A 15775-nucleotide genomic window follows, 5' to 3' on the forward strand; every position below is an offset into this window, starting at 1 on the left:
GCTGGGCGTAGACGAACTAAGTGAGGTTCACTCGTGAGCACCGGATATGACGAGGCGACCGAGGGCAAGGTCTACTCGGTCACCGGCGCGGACTGGGACGAGGTCGTCAGCGGCGTCCGTGAGTCCGACGACGAGCGGCTGGTCATCAACATGGGCCCGCAGCACCCGTCCACGCACGGCGTGCTGAGGCTGGTCCTGACCCTCGACGGTGAGACGGTCACCGAGGCGCGTGGCGTCATCGGCTACCTGCACACCGGCATCGAGAAGAACCTCGAATACCGGACGTGGACGCAGGGCACCACGTTCGTCACCCGCATGGACTACCTCTCGCCGATCTTCAACGAGACCGCCTACTGCCTGGGCGTCGAGAAGCTGCTTGGCATCGAGGACCGCGTCCCGGACCGGGCGCAGGCCATCCGCGTGATGATGATGGAGCTCAACCGGATCTCCTCGCACCTGGTGGCGATGGGCACGTTCGGCATGGAGCTCGGCGCGACCACGCCCTTCCTGTTCGGCTACCGCGACCGCGAGCTGATCATGGACCTGTTCGAGTACATCACCGGGCTGCGCATGAACCACGCCTACGTCCGCCCCGGCGGTGTCAGCGTGGACCTGCCGGCGGGTGCGGTCGACAAGATCGGCGAGTTCCTCAAGATCATGCCACAGCGGATCAAGGACATCCGCAAGCTGCTCGACGAGAACCCGGTCTATCTGCGCCGCACCAAGGACGTGGGCTACCTCGACCTGACCGGCTGCATGGCCCTGGGCATCACCGGGCCGATCCTCCGCTCGGCCGGACTGCCGTGGGACCTGCGCAAGTCGCAGCCCTACTGCGGCTACGAGACCTACGACTTCGAGGTGGCGACCGAGCGCGGCTGTGACGTGTTCTCCCGCTACCTGGTCCGGATGCGGGAGATGGAGGAGTCGCTCAAGATCGTCGAGCAGGCTCTCGACCGCATCGCCGGGCCGCTCAAGGGCGACCCCGTGATGATCGAGGACAAGAAGATCGGCTGGCCCGCGCAGCTCGCGCTGGGCCCCGACGGCTTCGGCAACTCGCCCGATCACATCGCGCACATCATGGGCAGCTCCATGGAAGCCCTCATCCACCACTTCAAGCTGGTGACCGAGGGATTCCGGGTGCCGGCCGGGCAGGCGTACGCCTCGATCGAGTCGCCCAAGGGCGAGCTCGGCGCGCACGTGGTGAGCGACGGCGGCACCCGCCCCTACCGCGTCCACTTCCGCGAGCCGTCCTTCTGCAACCTGCAGGGCTTCCCCGCCATGGCGGAGGGCGGCCAGGTCGCGGACGTGATCGCCGCGGTGGCATCTATCGACCCCGTCATGGGAGGTGTGGACCGGTGACTTACTCACCGGAAGTCCGAGAGCGTCTCGAACGAGACGCCAAGGAGATCATCGGACGCTATCCGAAGACGCGGTCGGCACTGCTGCCGCTGCTCCACCTCGTGCAGTCCGAAGACGGTCATGTCTCCGACGACGGGCAGGAGTTCTGCGCGGAGATGCTGGGCCTCAGCAAGGCCGAGGTCGTCGGCGTCGCGACGTTCTACACCATGTACAAGCGCAAGCCGGCCGGTGACTACCACGTCGGCGTCTGCATCAACGCGCTGTGCGCCGTCATGGGCGGCGACCAGATCTGGGAAGAGCTGTCGGAGCACACCGGCGTCGGCCACGAGGAGACCACCGCCGACGGCAAGGTCTCGCTCGAGCGCCTCGAGTGCAACGCGGCCTGCGACTTCGCCCCGGTCATGATGGTCAACTGGGAGTTCTTCGACAACCAGACGCCAGAGTCGGCCAAGCAGCTCGTCGACGACCTGCGCGACGGCAAGGACGTCCGGCCGACCAGGGGGCCGAAGAAGCTCTGCACCTTCAAGGAGGCCTCGCGGGTGCTCGCGGGCCTGCCCGACGACCTGGCGGGCGACGGCCCGTCGGCCGCGGGCCCCTCGCTGGAGGGCCTCAAGGTCGCCAAGGCCAACGGATGGAAGGCCCCAGAGGCATGAGCACGACTCTCACCCCGGTCCTGACCGCGAACTGGGACCAGGCCAACTCCTTCACCCTCGCCGGCTACGGCGAGTATGAGGCGGCCAAGAAGGCGCTGGGGATGGACCCCGACGCGGTCATCCAGGCCGTCAAGGACTCGGGCCTGCGCGGCCGCGGCGGCGCGGGCTTCCCGACCGGCATGAAGTGGGGCTTCATCCCCCAGGGTGACGGCAAGCCGCACTATCTCGTCGTCAACGCCGACGAGTCGGAGCCGGGCACCTGCAAGGACATCCCGCTGATGATGGCCAACCCGCACTCGCTGGTCGAGGGCGTCATCATCACCGCCTACGCGATCCGGGCCAACCACGCCTTCATCTACGTACGGGGCGAGGTGCTGCACGTCATCCGGCGGCTGCACGCGGCCGTGCGCGAGGCGTACGAGAAGGGCTACCTCGGCACCGACATCCTCGGCTCCGGCTACGACCTCGAACTCGTCGTGCACAGCGGCGCCGGGGCGTACATCTGTGGCGAGGAGACGGCGCTGCTCGACTCGCTCGAAGGCTTCAGAGGTCAACCGCGGCTCAAGCCCCCGTTCCCGGCCGTGGCGGGCCTGTATGCCTCGCCTACTGTTGTGAACAACGTGGAGTCTGTGGCCAGTGTTCCCTCAATTGTGACCAACGGGGCCGACTGGTTCGCCGGGATGGGCACCGAGAAGTCCAAGGGCTTCGGCATCTTCTCGCTGAGCGGCCACGTCACCCGGCCCGGCCAGTACGAGGCGCCGCTCGGCATCACGCTGCGCGAGCTGCTCGACATGGCGGGCGGGATCCGCGAGGGCCACGAGATCAAGTTCTGGACCCCGGGCGGCTCGTCCACCCCGATCTTCACCGACGAGCACCTGGACGTGCCGCTCGACTTCGAGTCGGTCGGCGCCAAGGGCTCCATGCTCGGCACCCGCGCGTTGCAGATCTTCGACGAGACGACCTGCGTGGTCCGTACGGTGCTGCGCTGGACGGAGTTCTACGCCCACGAGTCGTGCGGCAAGTGCACGCCGTGCCGCGAGGGCACCTACTGGCTCAAGCAGGTGCTCAAGCGCCTGGAGAAGGGCCAGGGCACCGAGGAGGACCTGTCCACGATCACCGACATCGCGGACAACATCCTGGGCCGCTCGTTCTGCGCGCTCGGTGACGGCGCGACGAGCCCGATCCACTCCTCGGTGAAGTACTTCCGCGACGAGTACCTCAAGCACTTCGAGGTCGGCGGCTGCCCGTTCGACGCGAAGAAGTCCACTCTCTGGGGTGACCAGTGACAACAACCGCCGTAGAGACCAGCCTGGTGACCCTGAGCATCGACGGGTTCCAGGTCAGCGTCCCGAAGGGCACCCTGATCATCAGGGCGGCAGAGCTGCTGGGCATCCAGATCCCGCGCTTCTGCGACCACCCGCTGCTCGACCCGGCGGCCAACTGCCGCCAGTGCCTGGTCGACATCCCCGACGCCGGCAACGGCCGCGGCTTCCCCAAGCCGCAGCCGTCCTGCGCGATCGAGGTCGCCGAGGGCATGGTGGTGCAGACCCAGCTCACCTCGCCGGTCGCCGAGAAGGCGCAGCGCGGGGCGATGGAGCTGCTGCTCATGAACCACCCGCTGGACTGCCCGGTCTGCGACAAGGGCGGCGAGTGCCCCCTGCAGAACCAGGCGATGTCCAACGGCCAGGGCGAGTCCAGGTTCCAGGAGCAGAAGCGGACCTTCCCCAAGCCGCTGCCGCTGTCCTCGCAGGTCCTGCTCGACCGTGAGCGCTGCGTCCAGTGCGCCCGCTGCATCCGCTTCTCCGACCAGATCGCCGGCGACCCGTTCATCGACTTCTTCGAGCGCGGGGCCAAGGAGCAGGTGGGTGTCGCCGACGGCAAGCCGTTCGACTCCTACTTCTCCGGCAACACGGTGCAGATCTGCCCGGTCGGCGCGCTGACCGGCGCCGCCTACCGGTTCCGGGCCAGGCCGTTCGACCTGGTCTCCACGCCGAGCGCGTGCGAGCACTGCGCCTCCGGCTGCAGCCTGCGCACCGACCACCGGCGCGGCCGGGTCACCCGCCGCCTGGCCGGCAACGACCCGCAGGTCAACGAGGAATGGAACTGCGACAAGGGCCGCTGGGCGTTCTCCTACGCCACGCAGCCCGATCGGCTCAAGACGCCGCTGGTACGCAACGAGGACGGCGTGCTCGAACCCGCCTCGTGGCCCGAGGCGCTCAGCGTCGCGGCCCGCGGCCTGGCCGCCGCGCGCGGCAGGGCCGGGGTGCTGGTGGGCGGCCGGGTCACCGTCGAGGACGCCTACGCCTACGCCAAGTTCGCCCGGGTCGCCCTCGGCAGCAACGACATCGATTTCCGCGCCAGGCCGCACTCCGCCGAGGAGGCGCAGTTCCTGGCCCACGCCGTGGCCGGCAGGGGCATCGAGGTCTCCTACAGTGACCTCGAGAGCGCCCCTGCCGTGCTGCTCGTCGGGTTCGAGCCCGAGGACGAGTCGCCGATCGTCTTCCTGCGCCTGCGCAAGGCGTGGATGAAGAAGGGCCTGAAGGTCACGGCGATCGCTCCGTTCGCCACCAACGGCCTGGCCAAGATGGGCGGCACGCTCATCCGCACCGCGCCGGGCGCGGAGGCCGACGCGATCGGCGAGCTGGTCGGCTCGCTGGCCGAGGGCACGATCGTGCTCGCCGGTGAGCGGCTGGCCACTGTTCCGGGTGCCCTGTCCGCCCTCGTACGCCTCAGCACCGCGTCGGGCGCCAAGCTCGCCTGGGTTCCGCGCAGGGCCGGCGAGCGGGGCGCGATCGAGGCGGGCGCGCTGCCGAACCTGCTGCCCATCGGCCGCCCGGTCGGCGACGAGAGCGCCAGGGCCGAGGTCGCCAGGGCGTGGAACGTCGGCTCGCTGCCCGACGCGCCGGGACGCGACACCACGGGCATGCTCCTCGCGGCGCTGGAGGGCAAGCTCGACGCGCTGGTCGTGGCCGGTGTCGACCCCTACGACCTGGCCGATCCCGCCGCGGCGCTGGCCGCGCTGGAGAACACCCCGTTCATCGTCAGCCTGGAGATCCGCGCCAGTGCGGTCACCGACCGGGCCGACGTGGTCCTGCCGGTCGCCGCCGTGCAGGAGAAGGGCGGCACGTTCGTCAACTGGGAAGGCAGGGGCCGCTCGTTCGGGGCCCCGCTCAGGGTGCCCGGCCTGCAGAGCGACCTGGCCGTGATCAGCAACCTGGCCGACCGGATGGACGTCCACCTGGGCCTGCCCGACGCCGCGGCCGCCCGCCGCGAGCTGAGCGCGATGGGCTCCTGGCGCGGCACCCGCGTCGCCGCCCCCAGCACCGCCACCCGCTCGCAGCTCGCGCCGCGGACCGGCGAGGCGCTGCTGGCCAGCTGGCACCTGCTGCTCGACGACGGCCGCCTGCAGGACGGCGAGCCGTACCTCGCGGGCACCGCCCGGCCGGCCGAAGCGCTGGTCTCGGAGGCCACCGCAGCGGAGATCGGCGTCGTCGACGGCGACAAGCTGGTCGTCGGCGGTCAAGGACCCAACGCGGTCACGTTGCCGGTGCGCGTCGCCGACCTGCCGGACCGGGTGGTCTGGGTGCCGGCGAACTCCGGCGGCTGCTCGGTCACGCGCGATCTCGGCGCGGCGGCCGGCGACATCGTCACGATCGGGAGCGCCTCATGATCCCTGTTCTCCTGACTGATCCGACTCTTGCCGATTTCGGCAAGGATCCGCTCTGGATCACCATCATCAAGGCAGTGATGCTGTTCGCCTTCCTGATGCTCTGCATCCTGTTCGGCGTCTGGTTCGAACGGAAGCTGATCTCCAGGATGCAGAACCGCTTCGGCCCCAACCGGGCGGGCAAGTTCGGCCTGCTCCAGTCGGTGGCCGACGGCATCAAGATGGGCCTGAAGGAAGACCTCTTCCCGCGGACCGTCGACAAGCTGCTCTACCTGATGGCCCCGGTCATCATGGTGATCCCGGCCTTCCTGGCCTTCTCGATCACCCCGTTCGGGCCGATGGTCAACCTGTTCGGCGTGCGGACGCCGCTGCAGCTGGTCGACCTGCCGGTGGCCGTGCTGTTCATGCTGGCCATGGGTGCCATCTCGGTCTACGGCGTGGTGCTGGCCGGCTGGTCGTCGCGCTCGCCGTACGCGCTGCTGGGCGGGCTCCGGTCGGCGGCGCAGGTGGTCTCGTACGAGATCGCGATGGGCCTGTCGTTCGTCGGCGTGTTCCTGTTCGCGGGGACGCTGTCGACGTCGGAGATCGTCAAGTCGCAGGCGACCGGCGGCGAGCTGTGGGGCATGTCGATGCCCTCCTGGTACGTCGTCCTGCTGCTGCCGTCGTTCCTGATCTACGTGTTCTGCGCCTTCGGTGAGGCCGCGCGTATCCCGTTCGACCTGCCCGAGGGCGAGGGCGAGCTGGTCGGCGGCTTCCAGACCGAGTACTCCTCGTCGCTGAAGTTCGCGCTGATCATGATGGGCGAATACCTGCACACCTTCGTCGCCTCGGCGATGGCCATCACGCTGTTCCTCGGCGGCTGGCGGGCACCGTTCCCGATCACGTGGTTCTGGGCCGGCGCGAACGAGGGCTGGTGGCCGCTGCTGTGGTTCTTCGTCAAGTTCGTGCTGGTCTTCTGCTTCGTGGTGTGGGTGCGGGCCTCGCTGCCGCGCGTCCGCTACGACCAGCTCATGTCGCTGGGGTGGAAGGTTCTCATCCCGGTCAACCTGGCGTGGATCATGCTGGTCGCCACGATCCGGACCGTCATGTACGTCAAGAACGGCGAAGCCGGCTTCCAGGGCAGCCTGGCACCCGTCATGGTGGTCGCGGTGGTCGTCATCGTCGGCGCGCTCGCCATCTGGGCCCGGTTCGACACCGTGAACCAGCGCCGCAAGGAAGCGAAGAAGGCGGAGGTCGAGGCGGAGTTCGAGGAGCTGTCCAACGAGCCAACGGCCGGTGGCTTCCCTGTGCCGCCGCTCGACCTGCCGCACTACCACGGGGTGCAGCACAAGGAGATTCCCAGTGGGACTAACTGATTGGCTGAACCCCGTCAAGGGCTTCGGGGTCACCTTCCACACGATGTTCAAGAAGCCCGTCACGGTGAACTACCCGGAGGAGAAGAGGCCTACGGCGCCTCGCTTCCACGGGCGGCACCAGCTCAACCGCTGGCCTGACGGGCTGGAGAAGTGCGTCGGCTGCGAGTTGTGCGCCTGGGCGTGCCCGGCCGACGCCATCTACGTGGAAGGTGCCGACAACACCGACGCGGAGCGCTTCTCGCCGGGTGAGCGTTACGGCCGCACCTACCAGATCAACTATCTGCGGTGCATTCTCTGCGGTCTGTGCATCGAGGCGTGCCCGACCCGGGCCCTCACGATGACCAACGAGTACGAGCTGGCCGACACCAACCGCGAGAGCCTCATCTTCACCAAGGAGATGCTTCTCGCGCCCCTGACCCAGGGGATGGAGCAGCCTCCGCACCCCATGCGGCTCGGGGACACCGAAGAGGACTACTACCGGCTGGGACGGACCAATGGGTGAGACCATTACCTTCTGGGTGCTCGCCGTCGTATCCGTCGGTGCGGCACTCGGCATGGTGTTCAACCGGAAGGCCGTCTACTCGGCGCTGATGCTCGGCACCGTGATGCTCTGCCTCGCGGTCCTCTACGCCGTGCAGGACGCGCCCTTCCTGGCCGCGGTGCAGATCATCGTCTACACCGGCGCCGTCATGATGCTCTTCCTGTTCGTGCTCATGCTGGTCGGCGTCGACTCGTCCGACTCGCTGGTGGAGACGCTGCGGGGCCAGCGCTTCTGGGCCGCGATCGCCGCCGTCGGCTTCGCCGCGCTCGTCATCCTGGCCATCGGCAACGCCGTCTTCGCCAAGGAGGCCGGGCTGGCCTCGGCGATCGGGCAGGCCGGTTACATCCGCTCGCTGGCGCTGCTGCTCTTCACGAAGTACGTCTTCGCCTTCGAGATCACCTCGGCGCTGCTGATCACCGCCGCGCTCGGTGCGATGGTGCTGGCACACCGCGAGCGGCTGACCGTACGGCCTTCGCAGAAGGACCTGTCCCGCGCCCGGTTCCTCGGCGATCGCCCGTCGCCGCTGCCCGGACCCGGCACCTACGCCAGGAGCAACGCCATCGACATGCCGGCGCTGCTGCCCGACGGCTCGGTCGCGGAGAGCTCGGTCAACCGCTACATCGCGCGGTTCGACGTCGAGCAGGGTCATCTGCCCGAGGATCCGAAGCTCGCCGAGGCCATCAAGCACAGGGCCGCCGTCGAGTCGGCTGAGGAGGAGTCCAAGTGACCACTCATTACCTCGTCCTGTCGGGCCTGCTGTTCGCCATCGGCGCGATGGGCGTGCTGATCCGGCGCAACGCGATCGTGGTGTTCATGTGCGTCGAGCTCATGCTCAACGCCTGCAACCTCGCGTTCGTCGCCTTCGCCAGGCAGAACGGCAACCTCGAGGGCCAGATCATCGCGTTCTTCGTGATGGTGGTGGCCGCGGCCGAGGTCGTGGTCGGCCTGGCCATCATCGTGACGATCTTCCGAACCCGCAGGTCCGCGTCGGTAGACGACGCCAACCTGCTGAAGTACTAGAGGTGACTGGTGGAATCTCCTGCTGAGATCGTCCAGCACACCGCCGGCGGCATGATCGGGGCCTCTTGGCTGATGATCGCCTTCCCGTTGCTGGGTGCGGCGATCCTGCTGATCCTCGGACGCATGACGAACCGGTGGGGCCATCTGCTGGGCGTGGCCATGTCCCTCGCCTCGTTCGTCGTGGCGGTGCTGACCTTCTTCGAGCTCATCGGCCTACCGGAAGAACAGCGCCGTCAGGCCGTACATCTGTATGAGTTCATTCCCGGCATGGTCGACATGGGGTTGCTGATCGACCCGCTGTCGATCAGCTTCGCGCTGCTGATCACGGGTGTCGGATCGCTGATCCACATCTACTCGATCGGCTACATGTCGCACGATGCCGAGCGGCGCCGGTTCTTCTCCTATCTGAACCTCTTCGTCGCCGCGATGCTCCTGCTGGTGCTGGCCGACAACTACGTCGGGCTGTTCATCGGCTGGGAGGGCGTGGGCCTGGCCTCGTACCTGCTCATCGGGTTCTGGCAGTTCAAGCCCTCGGCGGCCGTCGCGGCCAAGAAGGCGTTCATCGTCAACCGCGTCGGTGACTTCGGCCTCCTGGTCGGCATGTTCATCATTCTGGCCACCTTCCACACGCTGACCTTCAGCGAGCTGGGCAAGCAGATCGCCGAGAACCCGCCGTCCGGCGGCGCGGTCACCGCGATCGGCCTGCTGCTGCTCCTCGGCGCCTGCGGTAAGTCGGCGCAGCTCCCGCTGCAGTCGTGGTTGCTGGACGCGATGGAGGGCCCGACCCCGGTCTCGGCCCTCATCCACGCCGCGACCATGGTCACCGCCGGGGTCTACCTGGTGGTCCGCTCCGGTGCGTTCTTCTTCCCGCCGGACTCAGCGCAGGCGCTCGCAGTCTCGATCGTCGGCGCGGCCACGCTGCTGGCCGGTGCCATCATCGGTTGCGCGAAGGACGACATCAAGAAGGGCCTGGCCGGCTCGACGATGTCGCAGATCGGCTACATGATGCTCGGCGCGGGCCTCGGCCCGGCGGGCTACGCCTTCGCGATCGGTCACCTGATCACGCACGGCTTCTTCAAGGCCGACCTGTTCCTCGGCGCCGGCTCGGTCATGCACGGCATGAACGACGAAGTAAACATGCGGAAGTACGGCGGGCTGCGCAAGCACATGCCGATCACCTTCGCGACGTTCTTCATCGGCTACCTGGCGATCATCGGCTTCCCCCTGCTGTCCGGATATTTCACGAAGGACGGCATCATCGAGACCGCCGTTCACCACCAGCCGATCCTCGGCTGGCTGGCCGTGCTCGGTGCGGGCATCACCGGCTTCTACATGTCGCGGATGGTCTTCATGACCTTCTTCGGCGAGAAGCGCTGGGAGAAGGACGCGCACCCGCACGAGTCGCCCGCCGTGATGACGTGGCCGCTGATGATCCTGTCGCTCGGCGCGCTCTTCCTGGGCGGCTACCTGATCCTGAGCAACAGGCTGTACGACTTCCTCAAGGTCGCCGTGGGCACCGCGGAAGAGCGGCCGGAGTTCGACTTCACCAGCACGGCCGGCCTGGTCACGCTGGCGCTGGTCGCTGTCGGGGCGGGCTTCGCGTGGGTCAGGTACGGCAGGGCCGAGGTGCCCGCCGTGGCGCCGCGCGGCTCCTTCCTCACCACGTTCGCCCGTCGTGACCTCTACGGCGACGCGCTCAACGAGTCCCTGTTCATGCGCCCCGGCCAGTGGCTGACCCGCTTCGCGGTGTACTTCGACAACCGCGGCATCGACGGGCTGGTCAACGGCCTGGCGGCGGGCATCGGCGGGACCTCGGGGCGTCTCAGGCGGATCCAGACGGGCTTCGCCAGATCCTACGCGCTGTCCATCCTGTTCGGTGCTGCCCTCCTGGCAGGCGCCCTGCTCCTCGTTGGGAACATCTGATGTCACCCTGGCTCCCGATACTCATGGCGGTGCCCGTCCTGGGCGCCATCGTGGTGGCCCTGCTTCCCAAGGGCAGTGACAAGCTGGCCAAGCAGGCCACGCTGCTGGTGTCCCTGGTCGTGCTGGTGCTGACGCTCGTGATGGCGGTCCAGTTCAAGACGGGCGGCCCCAGGTTCCAGTTCCAGGCGGTCTACGACTGGATCCCGAGCTTCGGCGTGAAGTTCGGGGTCGGCGTCGACGGCATCGCGCTCGTGCTGATCGCGCTGTCGGCGGTGCTGGTGCCGATCGTGGTGCTCGCCTCCTGGCACGACGCCGACGGCACGCAGAGCGCCGACGGCACGCTGATCACCCCGAAGCGGTCGGTCAAGACGTACTTCTCGCTGCTGCTGGTGCTGGAAGCGATGATGATCGGTGTCTTCGCGGCGACCGACATCTTCCTGTTCTACGTCTTCTTCGAAGCCATGCTGATCCCGATGTACTTCATGATCGGGTCGTACGGCGGCGCGCAGCGGTCGTACGCGGCCGTCAAGTTCCTGCTGTACTCGCTGTTCGGCGGCCTGCTCATGCTGGTCGCGGTCATCGCGCTGTACGTGGTCGCGGGCAAGGGCACGTTCATGTTCCCCGAGCTCGTCGGCGTCATCCAGGACCCCGCGACGCAGAAGTGGCTGTTCGCCGGCTTCTTCATCGCTTTCGCGATCAAGGCGCCGCTCTGGCCGGTGCACACCTGGCTGCCCGACGCGGCCGCGCAGGCTCCGGCCGGCGCCGCCGTGCTGCTCGTGGGCGTGCTCGACAAGGTCGGTACGTTCGGCATGCTCCGCTTCTGCCTGGAGCTGTTCCCCGACGCGGCCAAGGCGTTCACGATGCCCATCGTGGTCCTCGCGGTCATCAGCATCATCTACGGCGCGATCGTGGCCATCGGGCAGACCGACATGAAGCGGCTCATCGCCTACACGTCGATCTCGCACTTCGGCTTCATCGTGATGGGCGTGTTCGCCATGTCACAGGTGTCCCAGTCCGGCGCCGCGCTCTACATGGTCAACCACGGCTTCGCCACCGGCGCGCTGTTCCTGGCCGCCGGGTTCCTCATCGCCCGGCGCGGCTCGCCGCACATCGCCGACTACGGAGGCGTCCAGAAGGTCGCCCCGCTGCTCGCGGGCTTCTTCCTGATCGCCGGTCTGGCCGGGCTCTCGCTGCCGGGGCTGTCGTCGTTCGTCAGCGAGTTCATGGTGATGATCGGCACCTACACCAGCTCTGCCTTCGGGTCCGGCGCGCTCGCGGTCGCGGCGATCGTCTCCGCGCTGGCCGTGATCCTGGCCGCCGTCTACATCCTGTGGATGGTGCAGCGGGCGCTCAACGGGCCGACCGCCGAGCCGGTGAAGGCCTTCAAGGACCTGAACGTGCGCGAGATCGTCGTCCTGGCGCCGCTCATCGCGCTGATCATCGGCTTCGGCTTCTTCCCCAAGCCGCTGCTCGACGTGATCAACCCCACGGTCACCCAGACGCTGGTCAACGTGAAAGTGGACAACCCGGCTATCGCTGAGAAGGGGGCCGGCCAGTGAACGACGCTGTCGTGGCGCCGACCATCGAATACGGCACGCTGGCGCCGATGCTGCTGGTCTTCGGCGCGGCCGTCGTCGGTGTGCTCGTAGAGGCGTTCGCGCCGCGCTACATGCGCAAGTCGATCCACGTACCCCTCACCCTGCTGTCCCTGGCCGGCGCGTTCGCGCTGGTCATCGTGCAGGTGGTCAAGGGCGCCGTGCCGACGGCGCCGGTCGCCATGGGCGCGGTCGCGGTCGACGGACCCTCGCTGTTCATCTGGGGCGTCATCCTCGTCCTGTCGTTCGTCTGCGTGCTGATGATCAACGACGAGGGCCACTTCGTCGCCTCGGCGGCGGCCGTGCCCGGCAGCGCCGACGAGGAGGAGGCCGAGGCCGCCGGTGGCTCGCACACCGAGGTCTACCCGCTGGTCCTGTTCGCGGTGGGCGGCATGCTGCTCTTCCCCGCCTCGCACGACCTGCTGACCATGTTCGTCGGCCTTGAGGTCATGTCGCTGCCGCTGTACCTGCTGTGCGGCCTGGCCCGCCGGCGCCGCCTGCTGTCGCAGGAGGCGTCGATGAAGTACTTCCTGCTCGGCGCGTTCTCCTCGGCCTTCTTCCTGTACGGCACGGCCATGATCTACGGCTACGCCGGGACCGTGTCGTTCACCGGCATCAACAAGGCTCTGGCCACCGGCTCGCTGCTCGACCCGATCCTGCTGCTCGGAGTCTCGCTGCTCGGCGTCGGCCTGCTGTTCAAGATCGGCGCGGCGCCGTTCCAGGCGTGGAAGCCGGACGTCTACCAGGGCGCTCCGACGCCCATCACCGCGCTCATGGCCTCCGGCACGCTGGTCGCGGCCGTGGGCGCCGTGCTGCGGGTGTTCTGGGTGGCGCTGGGCAACCTGGACTGGGACTGGCGTCCGGTCATGTGGGCCGTGGCGGCTCTGACGATGGTGGTCGGCGCGATCCTGGCGATCACGCAGACCGACATCAAGCGCATGCTGGCCTACTCCTCGATCGCGCACGCGGGCTTCCTGCTGATCGGCGTCATGGCCACGTTCGACAAGAGCGCGCAGAACGCCAAGTCGCTGTCGGCGATCATGTTCTACCTGCTCGTCTACAGCATCACCACGGTCGGCGCCTTCGCGGTGGTCACGATGGTCCGCGACCCCGGCGGCGAGGCGGGCCACCTGTCGCGCTGGGCCGGGCTGGGCAAGCGCTCGCCGATCCTGGCGGGCATCTTCGCGTTCTTCCTGCTGGCCTTCGCCGGCATCCCGCTGACCAGCGGCTTCTTCGGCAAGTACGCCGTGTTCGCCGCCGCGCTGGCCAGTGGGTCCGAGGCCGGTGACTCGCTCGGGGGCTGGATGACCGGGCTGGTCGTGCTGGGCGTCGTCGCCTCCGCGATCGCCGCGTTCTTCTACGTGCGCGTCATCGTCCTGATGTTCTTCAGCGACCCGGCGGCCGACGGCCCCTCGATCGCGGTGCCCAGTATGGGGACCGTGGCCGTCATCGCCATCGCGCTGCTGATTACGGTAGGAGTCGGGCTCTTCCCGCAGCCCATGCTCGACCTCGCCAACCAGGCTGCATCCGGCCTGTTCATCAGATAAGGGGATCTGTATGTCCGCGCCTCCCGTGGTTGACCTTCCCATTGAGGACGAACGGTTGGCGCAGGACGTGGCCAACGGACTGGCCGCCGTCGAGAAGCTGCTGCGTTCGTCGGTGGAGAGCGAGGACGCCTTCGTCACGGAGGCGTCCAAGCACCTCATCGAGGCCGGGGGCAAGCGCTTCCGTACGCTGATGGTGCTGCTGGCGGCCCAGTTCGGGGATCCGTCGGCGCCGGGAGTCGTGCCCGGCGCCGTGGTCATCGAGCTGACCCATCTCGGGTCGCTCTACCACGACGACGTCATGGACGAGGCTCCGGTACGCCGGGGCTCGCCGTCGGCCAACGCCCGGTGGGACAACACCGTGGCCATCCTCACCGGTGACTACCTGTTCGCCCAGGCGTCCGACCTCCTGGCCGACCTCGGGCCGGAGCTCATCCGCGTACAGGCCCAGACCTTCTCCCGCCTCGTGCAGGGTCAGATCCGCGAGACCATCGGGCCGCGCGGCGAAGAGGACCCGGTGGCGCACTACATCAGCGTGCTCGCGGACAAGACCGGGTCCCTGATCGCGGCCTCCGGCCGGTTCGGGGCGCTGCTGTCCGGGGCGCCTTCCGACGTCGAGGAGCGGCTCAGCCGGGCGTGCGAGGCCGTCGGGGTGGCCTGGCAGCTGGGGGACGACCTGCTCGACGTGGCGTCCACCTCGACGGAGTCGGGCAAGACGCCGGGGACGGATCTTCGGGAGGGTATCCGGACGCTGCCGGTCCTCTACGCTCTGGCCTCGGACCCGTCCTCGCGGCTGGCGGAGTTGCTGTCGGGGCCGGTGGCCGAGTCGGACCTGGACGAGGCGCTGACGCTGCTGCGGGCGCACCCGGCCATGGGACAGGCGCGGGCCGAGCTGGATGCCTGGGTGAACCGGGCTCGTACCGACCTTTCCAGCCTCCCAGACATCCCCGCCAAGAACGCATTTCTGGCGCTATGTGACTACGTTGTCGAGCGTTCTGGGTGATCTCCGGATCGCGGCCCGTGTGGCGCGGGCCGTACGGATGCTGTCGTAAGTGAAGACGGCCAGGGCCAGCCACACGATCGAGAACCCGATCCAGCGGCTGGCCGGCATCGTCTCCTTCGCCACCAGCACCCCGCACAGGAACTGCAGGACCGGCGCGATGTACTGAAGCAGGCCGATCGTGCTGAGCGGCACCCGGATGGCGGCGGCGGTGAAGCACAGCAGCGGCACCGCCGTGATCACGCCCGCCCCGACCAGGAGCGCCGCGTGGCCGATCCCCTCGGTTCCGAACGTGGACTGCCCGGTCAGGCTGAGATAGAGGATGTAGCCCAGCGCGGGGGTGAGCAGCACCAGGGTCTCGACGGTGAGGCTCTCGGCCGCGCCCACGTTCGCCTGCTTCTTGACCAGCCCGTACAGACCGAAGCTGACGGCCAGCGCGAGCGCGATCCACGGCGGCCGGCCGTAGTCGATGGTCAGCACGAGCACGGCGAGTGTCCCGAACCCCACCGCCACCCACTGCAGCCGCCTGAGGCGCTCCTTGAGCAGCACAACCCCGAACAACACGCTGATCAGCGGATTGATGAAGTACCCCAGGGCGCTCTCGACCACCTGACCGGCGTTGACGGCATAGATGTACACGCCCCAGTTGACGGTGACGATCACGGCGGCCAGCGTCAGCAGCGCGAGCTTCCTGGGCTCCTTGAGCAGCTCTCTCATCCAGGACCAGTGGCGCCGCACGGCCAGCACCACCAGGACCGCGACCAGTGACCAGGCCATGCGGTGCGCGAGGATCTCAACGGCTCCTGACGGCTTGAGCAGCGGCCAGTACAGGGGGAACAATCCCCACATCGTGTAGGCGGCAGCCCCGAACAGCACACCGCGCCTCAGGTCAGGCATGTAGTCCAGTTTCGGGCATTACCACCTTTAAACACAAATGCGTATTGCTGTACGGAAATATTTAGGGCTTCTAAAAGGTGGCATAGCAGTCAGCAGGTGGTGCGATGGGTTGGCTGTTCGGCGGCATCAAGACATCGATGGTCAGTCCGGCGGACGCTCTGACGAGGCGGTCCCGCCAGCGTCGTAGTCCGGTGTCCTGCGTCATGCCGCCAACTTGGACG

Annotated in this window: 13 protein-coding genes; 12 read left to right on the top strand and 1 reads right to left on the bottom strand. The window is 68.0% G+C overall.

Annotated elements, in window-relative coordinates:
- Positions 1-33 precede the first annotated feature (33 nt).
- From ACGFJ2_RS29350 to ACGFJ2_RS29405, 12 genes are read left to right on the top strand one after another with little or no spacing between them, the layout of a single operon-like run.
- On the top strand, positions 34-1359 hold the full coding sequence (locus tag ACGFJ2_RS29350) for an NADH-quinone oxidoreductase subunit D (protein ID WP_357954683.1): 1326 nt from the start codon (positions 34-36) through the stop codon (positions 1357-1359).
- Complete coding sequence (gene nuoE, locus ACGFJ2_RS29355; protein ID WP_357954685.1) at positions 1356-2012, top strand: NADH-quinone oxidoreductase subunit NuoE; 657 nt, start codon at positions 1356-1358, stop codon at positions 2010-2012. The genes ACGFJ2_RS29350 and nuoE overlap by 4 nt, the downstream gene beginning before the upstream one ends.
- The gene (gene nuoF / locus ACGFJ2_RS29360; RefSeq protein ID WP_219529170.1) at positions 2009-3298 is read left to right on the top strand and encodes an NADH-quinone oxidoreductase subunit NuoF; all 1290 of its coding nucleotides are present in this window, start codon (positions 2009-2011) and stop codon (positions 3296-3298) included. Before nuoE ends, nuoF begins: the two co-directional genes overlap by 4 nt.
- Positions 3295-5682 (top strand): NADH-quinone oxidoreductase subunit G, encoded by a 2388-nt coding sequence (locus ACGFJ2_RS29365; RefSeq protein WP_393473578.1) that lies wholly within the window; start codon positions 3295-3297, stop codon positions 5680-5682. Before nuoF ends, ACGFJ2_RS29365 begins: the two co-directional genes overlap by 4 nt.
- Complete coding sequence (gene nuoH, locus ACGFJ2_RS29370; protein ID WP_357954689.1) at positions 5679-7034, top strand: NADH-quinone oxidoreductase subunit NuoH; 1356 nt, start codon at positions 5679-5681, stop codon at positions 7032-7034. The genes ACGFJ2_RS29365 and nuoH overlap by 4 nt, the downstream gene beginning before the upstream one ends.
- Complete coding sequence (gene nuoI / locus ACGFJ2_RS29375; protein ID WP_357654965.1) at positions 7021-7536, top strand: NADH-quinone oxidoreductase subunit NuoI; 516 nt, start codon at positions 7021-7023, stop codon at positions 7534-7536. Before nuoH ends, nuoI begins: the two co-directional genes overlap by 14 nt.
- The gene (locus ACGFJ2_RS29380; RefSeq protein WP_357954691.1) at positions 7529-8302 is read left to right on the top strand and encodes an NADH-quinone oxidoreductase subunit J; all 774 of its coding nucleotides are present in this window, start codon (positions 7529-7531) and stop codon (positions 8300-8302) included. The genes nuoI and ACGFJ2_RS29380 overlap by 8 nt, the downstream gene beginning before the upstream one ends.
- Complete coding sequence (gene nuoK, locus ACGFJ2_RS29385; protein WP_214640635.1) at positions 8299-8595, top strand: NADH-quinone oxidoreductase subunit NuoK; 297 nt, start codon at positions 8299-8301, stop codon at positions 8593-8595. The genes ACGFJ2_RS29380 and nuoK overlap by 4 nt, the downstream gene beginning before the upstream one ends.
- A 51-nt stretch (positions 8596-8646) precedes the next feature.
- On the top strand, positions 8647-10518 hold the full coding sequence (nuoL, locus tag ACGFJ2_RS29390) for an NADH-quinone oxidoreductase subunit L (RefSeq protein ID WP_393473988.1): 1872 nt from the start codon (positions 8647-8649) through the stop codon (positions 10516-10518).
- Positions 10518-12077, top strand: a complete 1560-nt coding sequence (locus ACGFJ2_RS29395; RefSeq protein WP_393473583.1) for an NADH-quinone oxidoreductase subunit M — start codon at positions 10518-10520, stop codon at positions 12075-12077. The genes nuoL and ACGFJ2_RS29395 overlap by 1 nt, the downstream gene beginning before the upstream one ends.
- Positions 12078-12124: 47 nt before the next feature.
- Entirely contained in the window at positions 12125-13660 is a 1536-nt protein-coding gene (gene nuoN, locus ACGFJ2_RS29400; protein ID WP_393473991.1) for an NADH-quinone oxidoreductase subunit NuoN, read from the top strand.
- Between the two features lie 10 nt (positions 13661-13670).
- Positions 13671-14660: a polyprenyl synthetase family protein gene (locus ACGFJ2_RS29405; protein ID WP_357954698.1), complete on the top strand. Its 990-nt coding sequence runs from the start codon at positions 13671-13673 to the stop codon at positions 14658-14660.
- On the opposite strand, the gene rarD is transcribed toward ACGFJ2_RS29405, so the two are convergent.
- Positions 14628-15554: an EamA family transporter RarD gene (gene rarD / locus ACGFJ2_RS29410; protein WP_393473587.1), complete on the bottom strand. Its 927-nt coding sequence runs from the start codon at positions 15552-15554 to the stop codon at positions 14628-14630. The genes ACGFJ2_RS29405 and rarD overlap by 33 nt on opposite strands.
- Between the last annotated feature and the right edge of the window lie 221 nt (positions 15555-15775).

The sequence above is a fragment of the Nonomuraea sp. NPDC049028 genome (assembly GCF_043197735.1).
GTDB lineage: Bacteria > Actinomycetota > Actinomycetes > Streptosporangiales > Streptosporangiaceae > Nonomuraea.

Excerpts from the sequence above, each read along its gene's own strand:
- nuoH (WP_357954689.1), top strand. The coding sequence starts at position 5,679 with ATGATCCCTGTTCTCCTGACTGATCCGACTCTTGCCGATTTCGGCAAG.
- ACGFJ2_RS29405 (WP_357954698.1), top strand. The coding sequence starts at position 13,671 with ATGTCCGCGCCTCCCGTGGTTGACCTTCCCATTGAGGACGAACGGTTG.
- nuoN (WP_393473991.1), top strand. The coding sequence starts at position 12,125 with ATGCTGCTGGTCTTCGGCGCGGCCGTCGTCGGTGTGCTCGTAGAGGCG.
- rarD (WP_393473587.1), bottom strand. The coding sequence starts at position 15,554 with ATGCCTGACCTGAGGCGCGGTGTGCTGTTCGGGGCTGCCGCCTACACG.
- ACGFJ2_RS29380 (WP_357954691.1), top strand. The coding sequence starts at position 7,529 with ATGGGTGAGACCATTACCTTCTGGGTGCTCGCCGTCGTATCCGTCGGT.
- nuoL (WP_393473988.1), top strand. The coding sequence starts at position 8,647 with ATGATCGGGGCCTCTTGGCTGATGATCGCCTTCCCGTTGCTGGGTGCG.
- ACGFJ2_RS29395 (WP_393473583.1), top strand. The coding sequence starts at position 10,518 with ATGTCACCCTGGCTCCCGATACTCATGGCGGTGCCCGTCCTGGGCGCC.
- nuoF (WP_219529170.1), top strand. The coding sequence starts at position 2,009 with ATGAGCACGACTCTCACCCCGGTCCTGACCGCGAACTGGGACCAGGCC.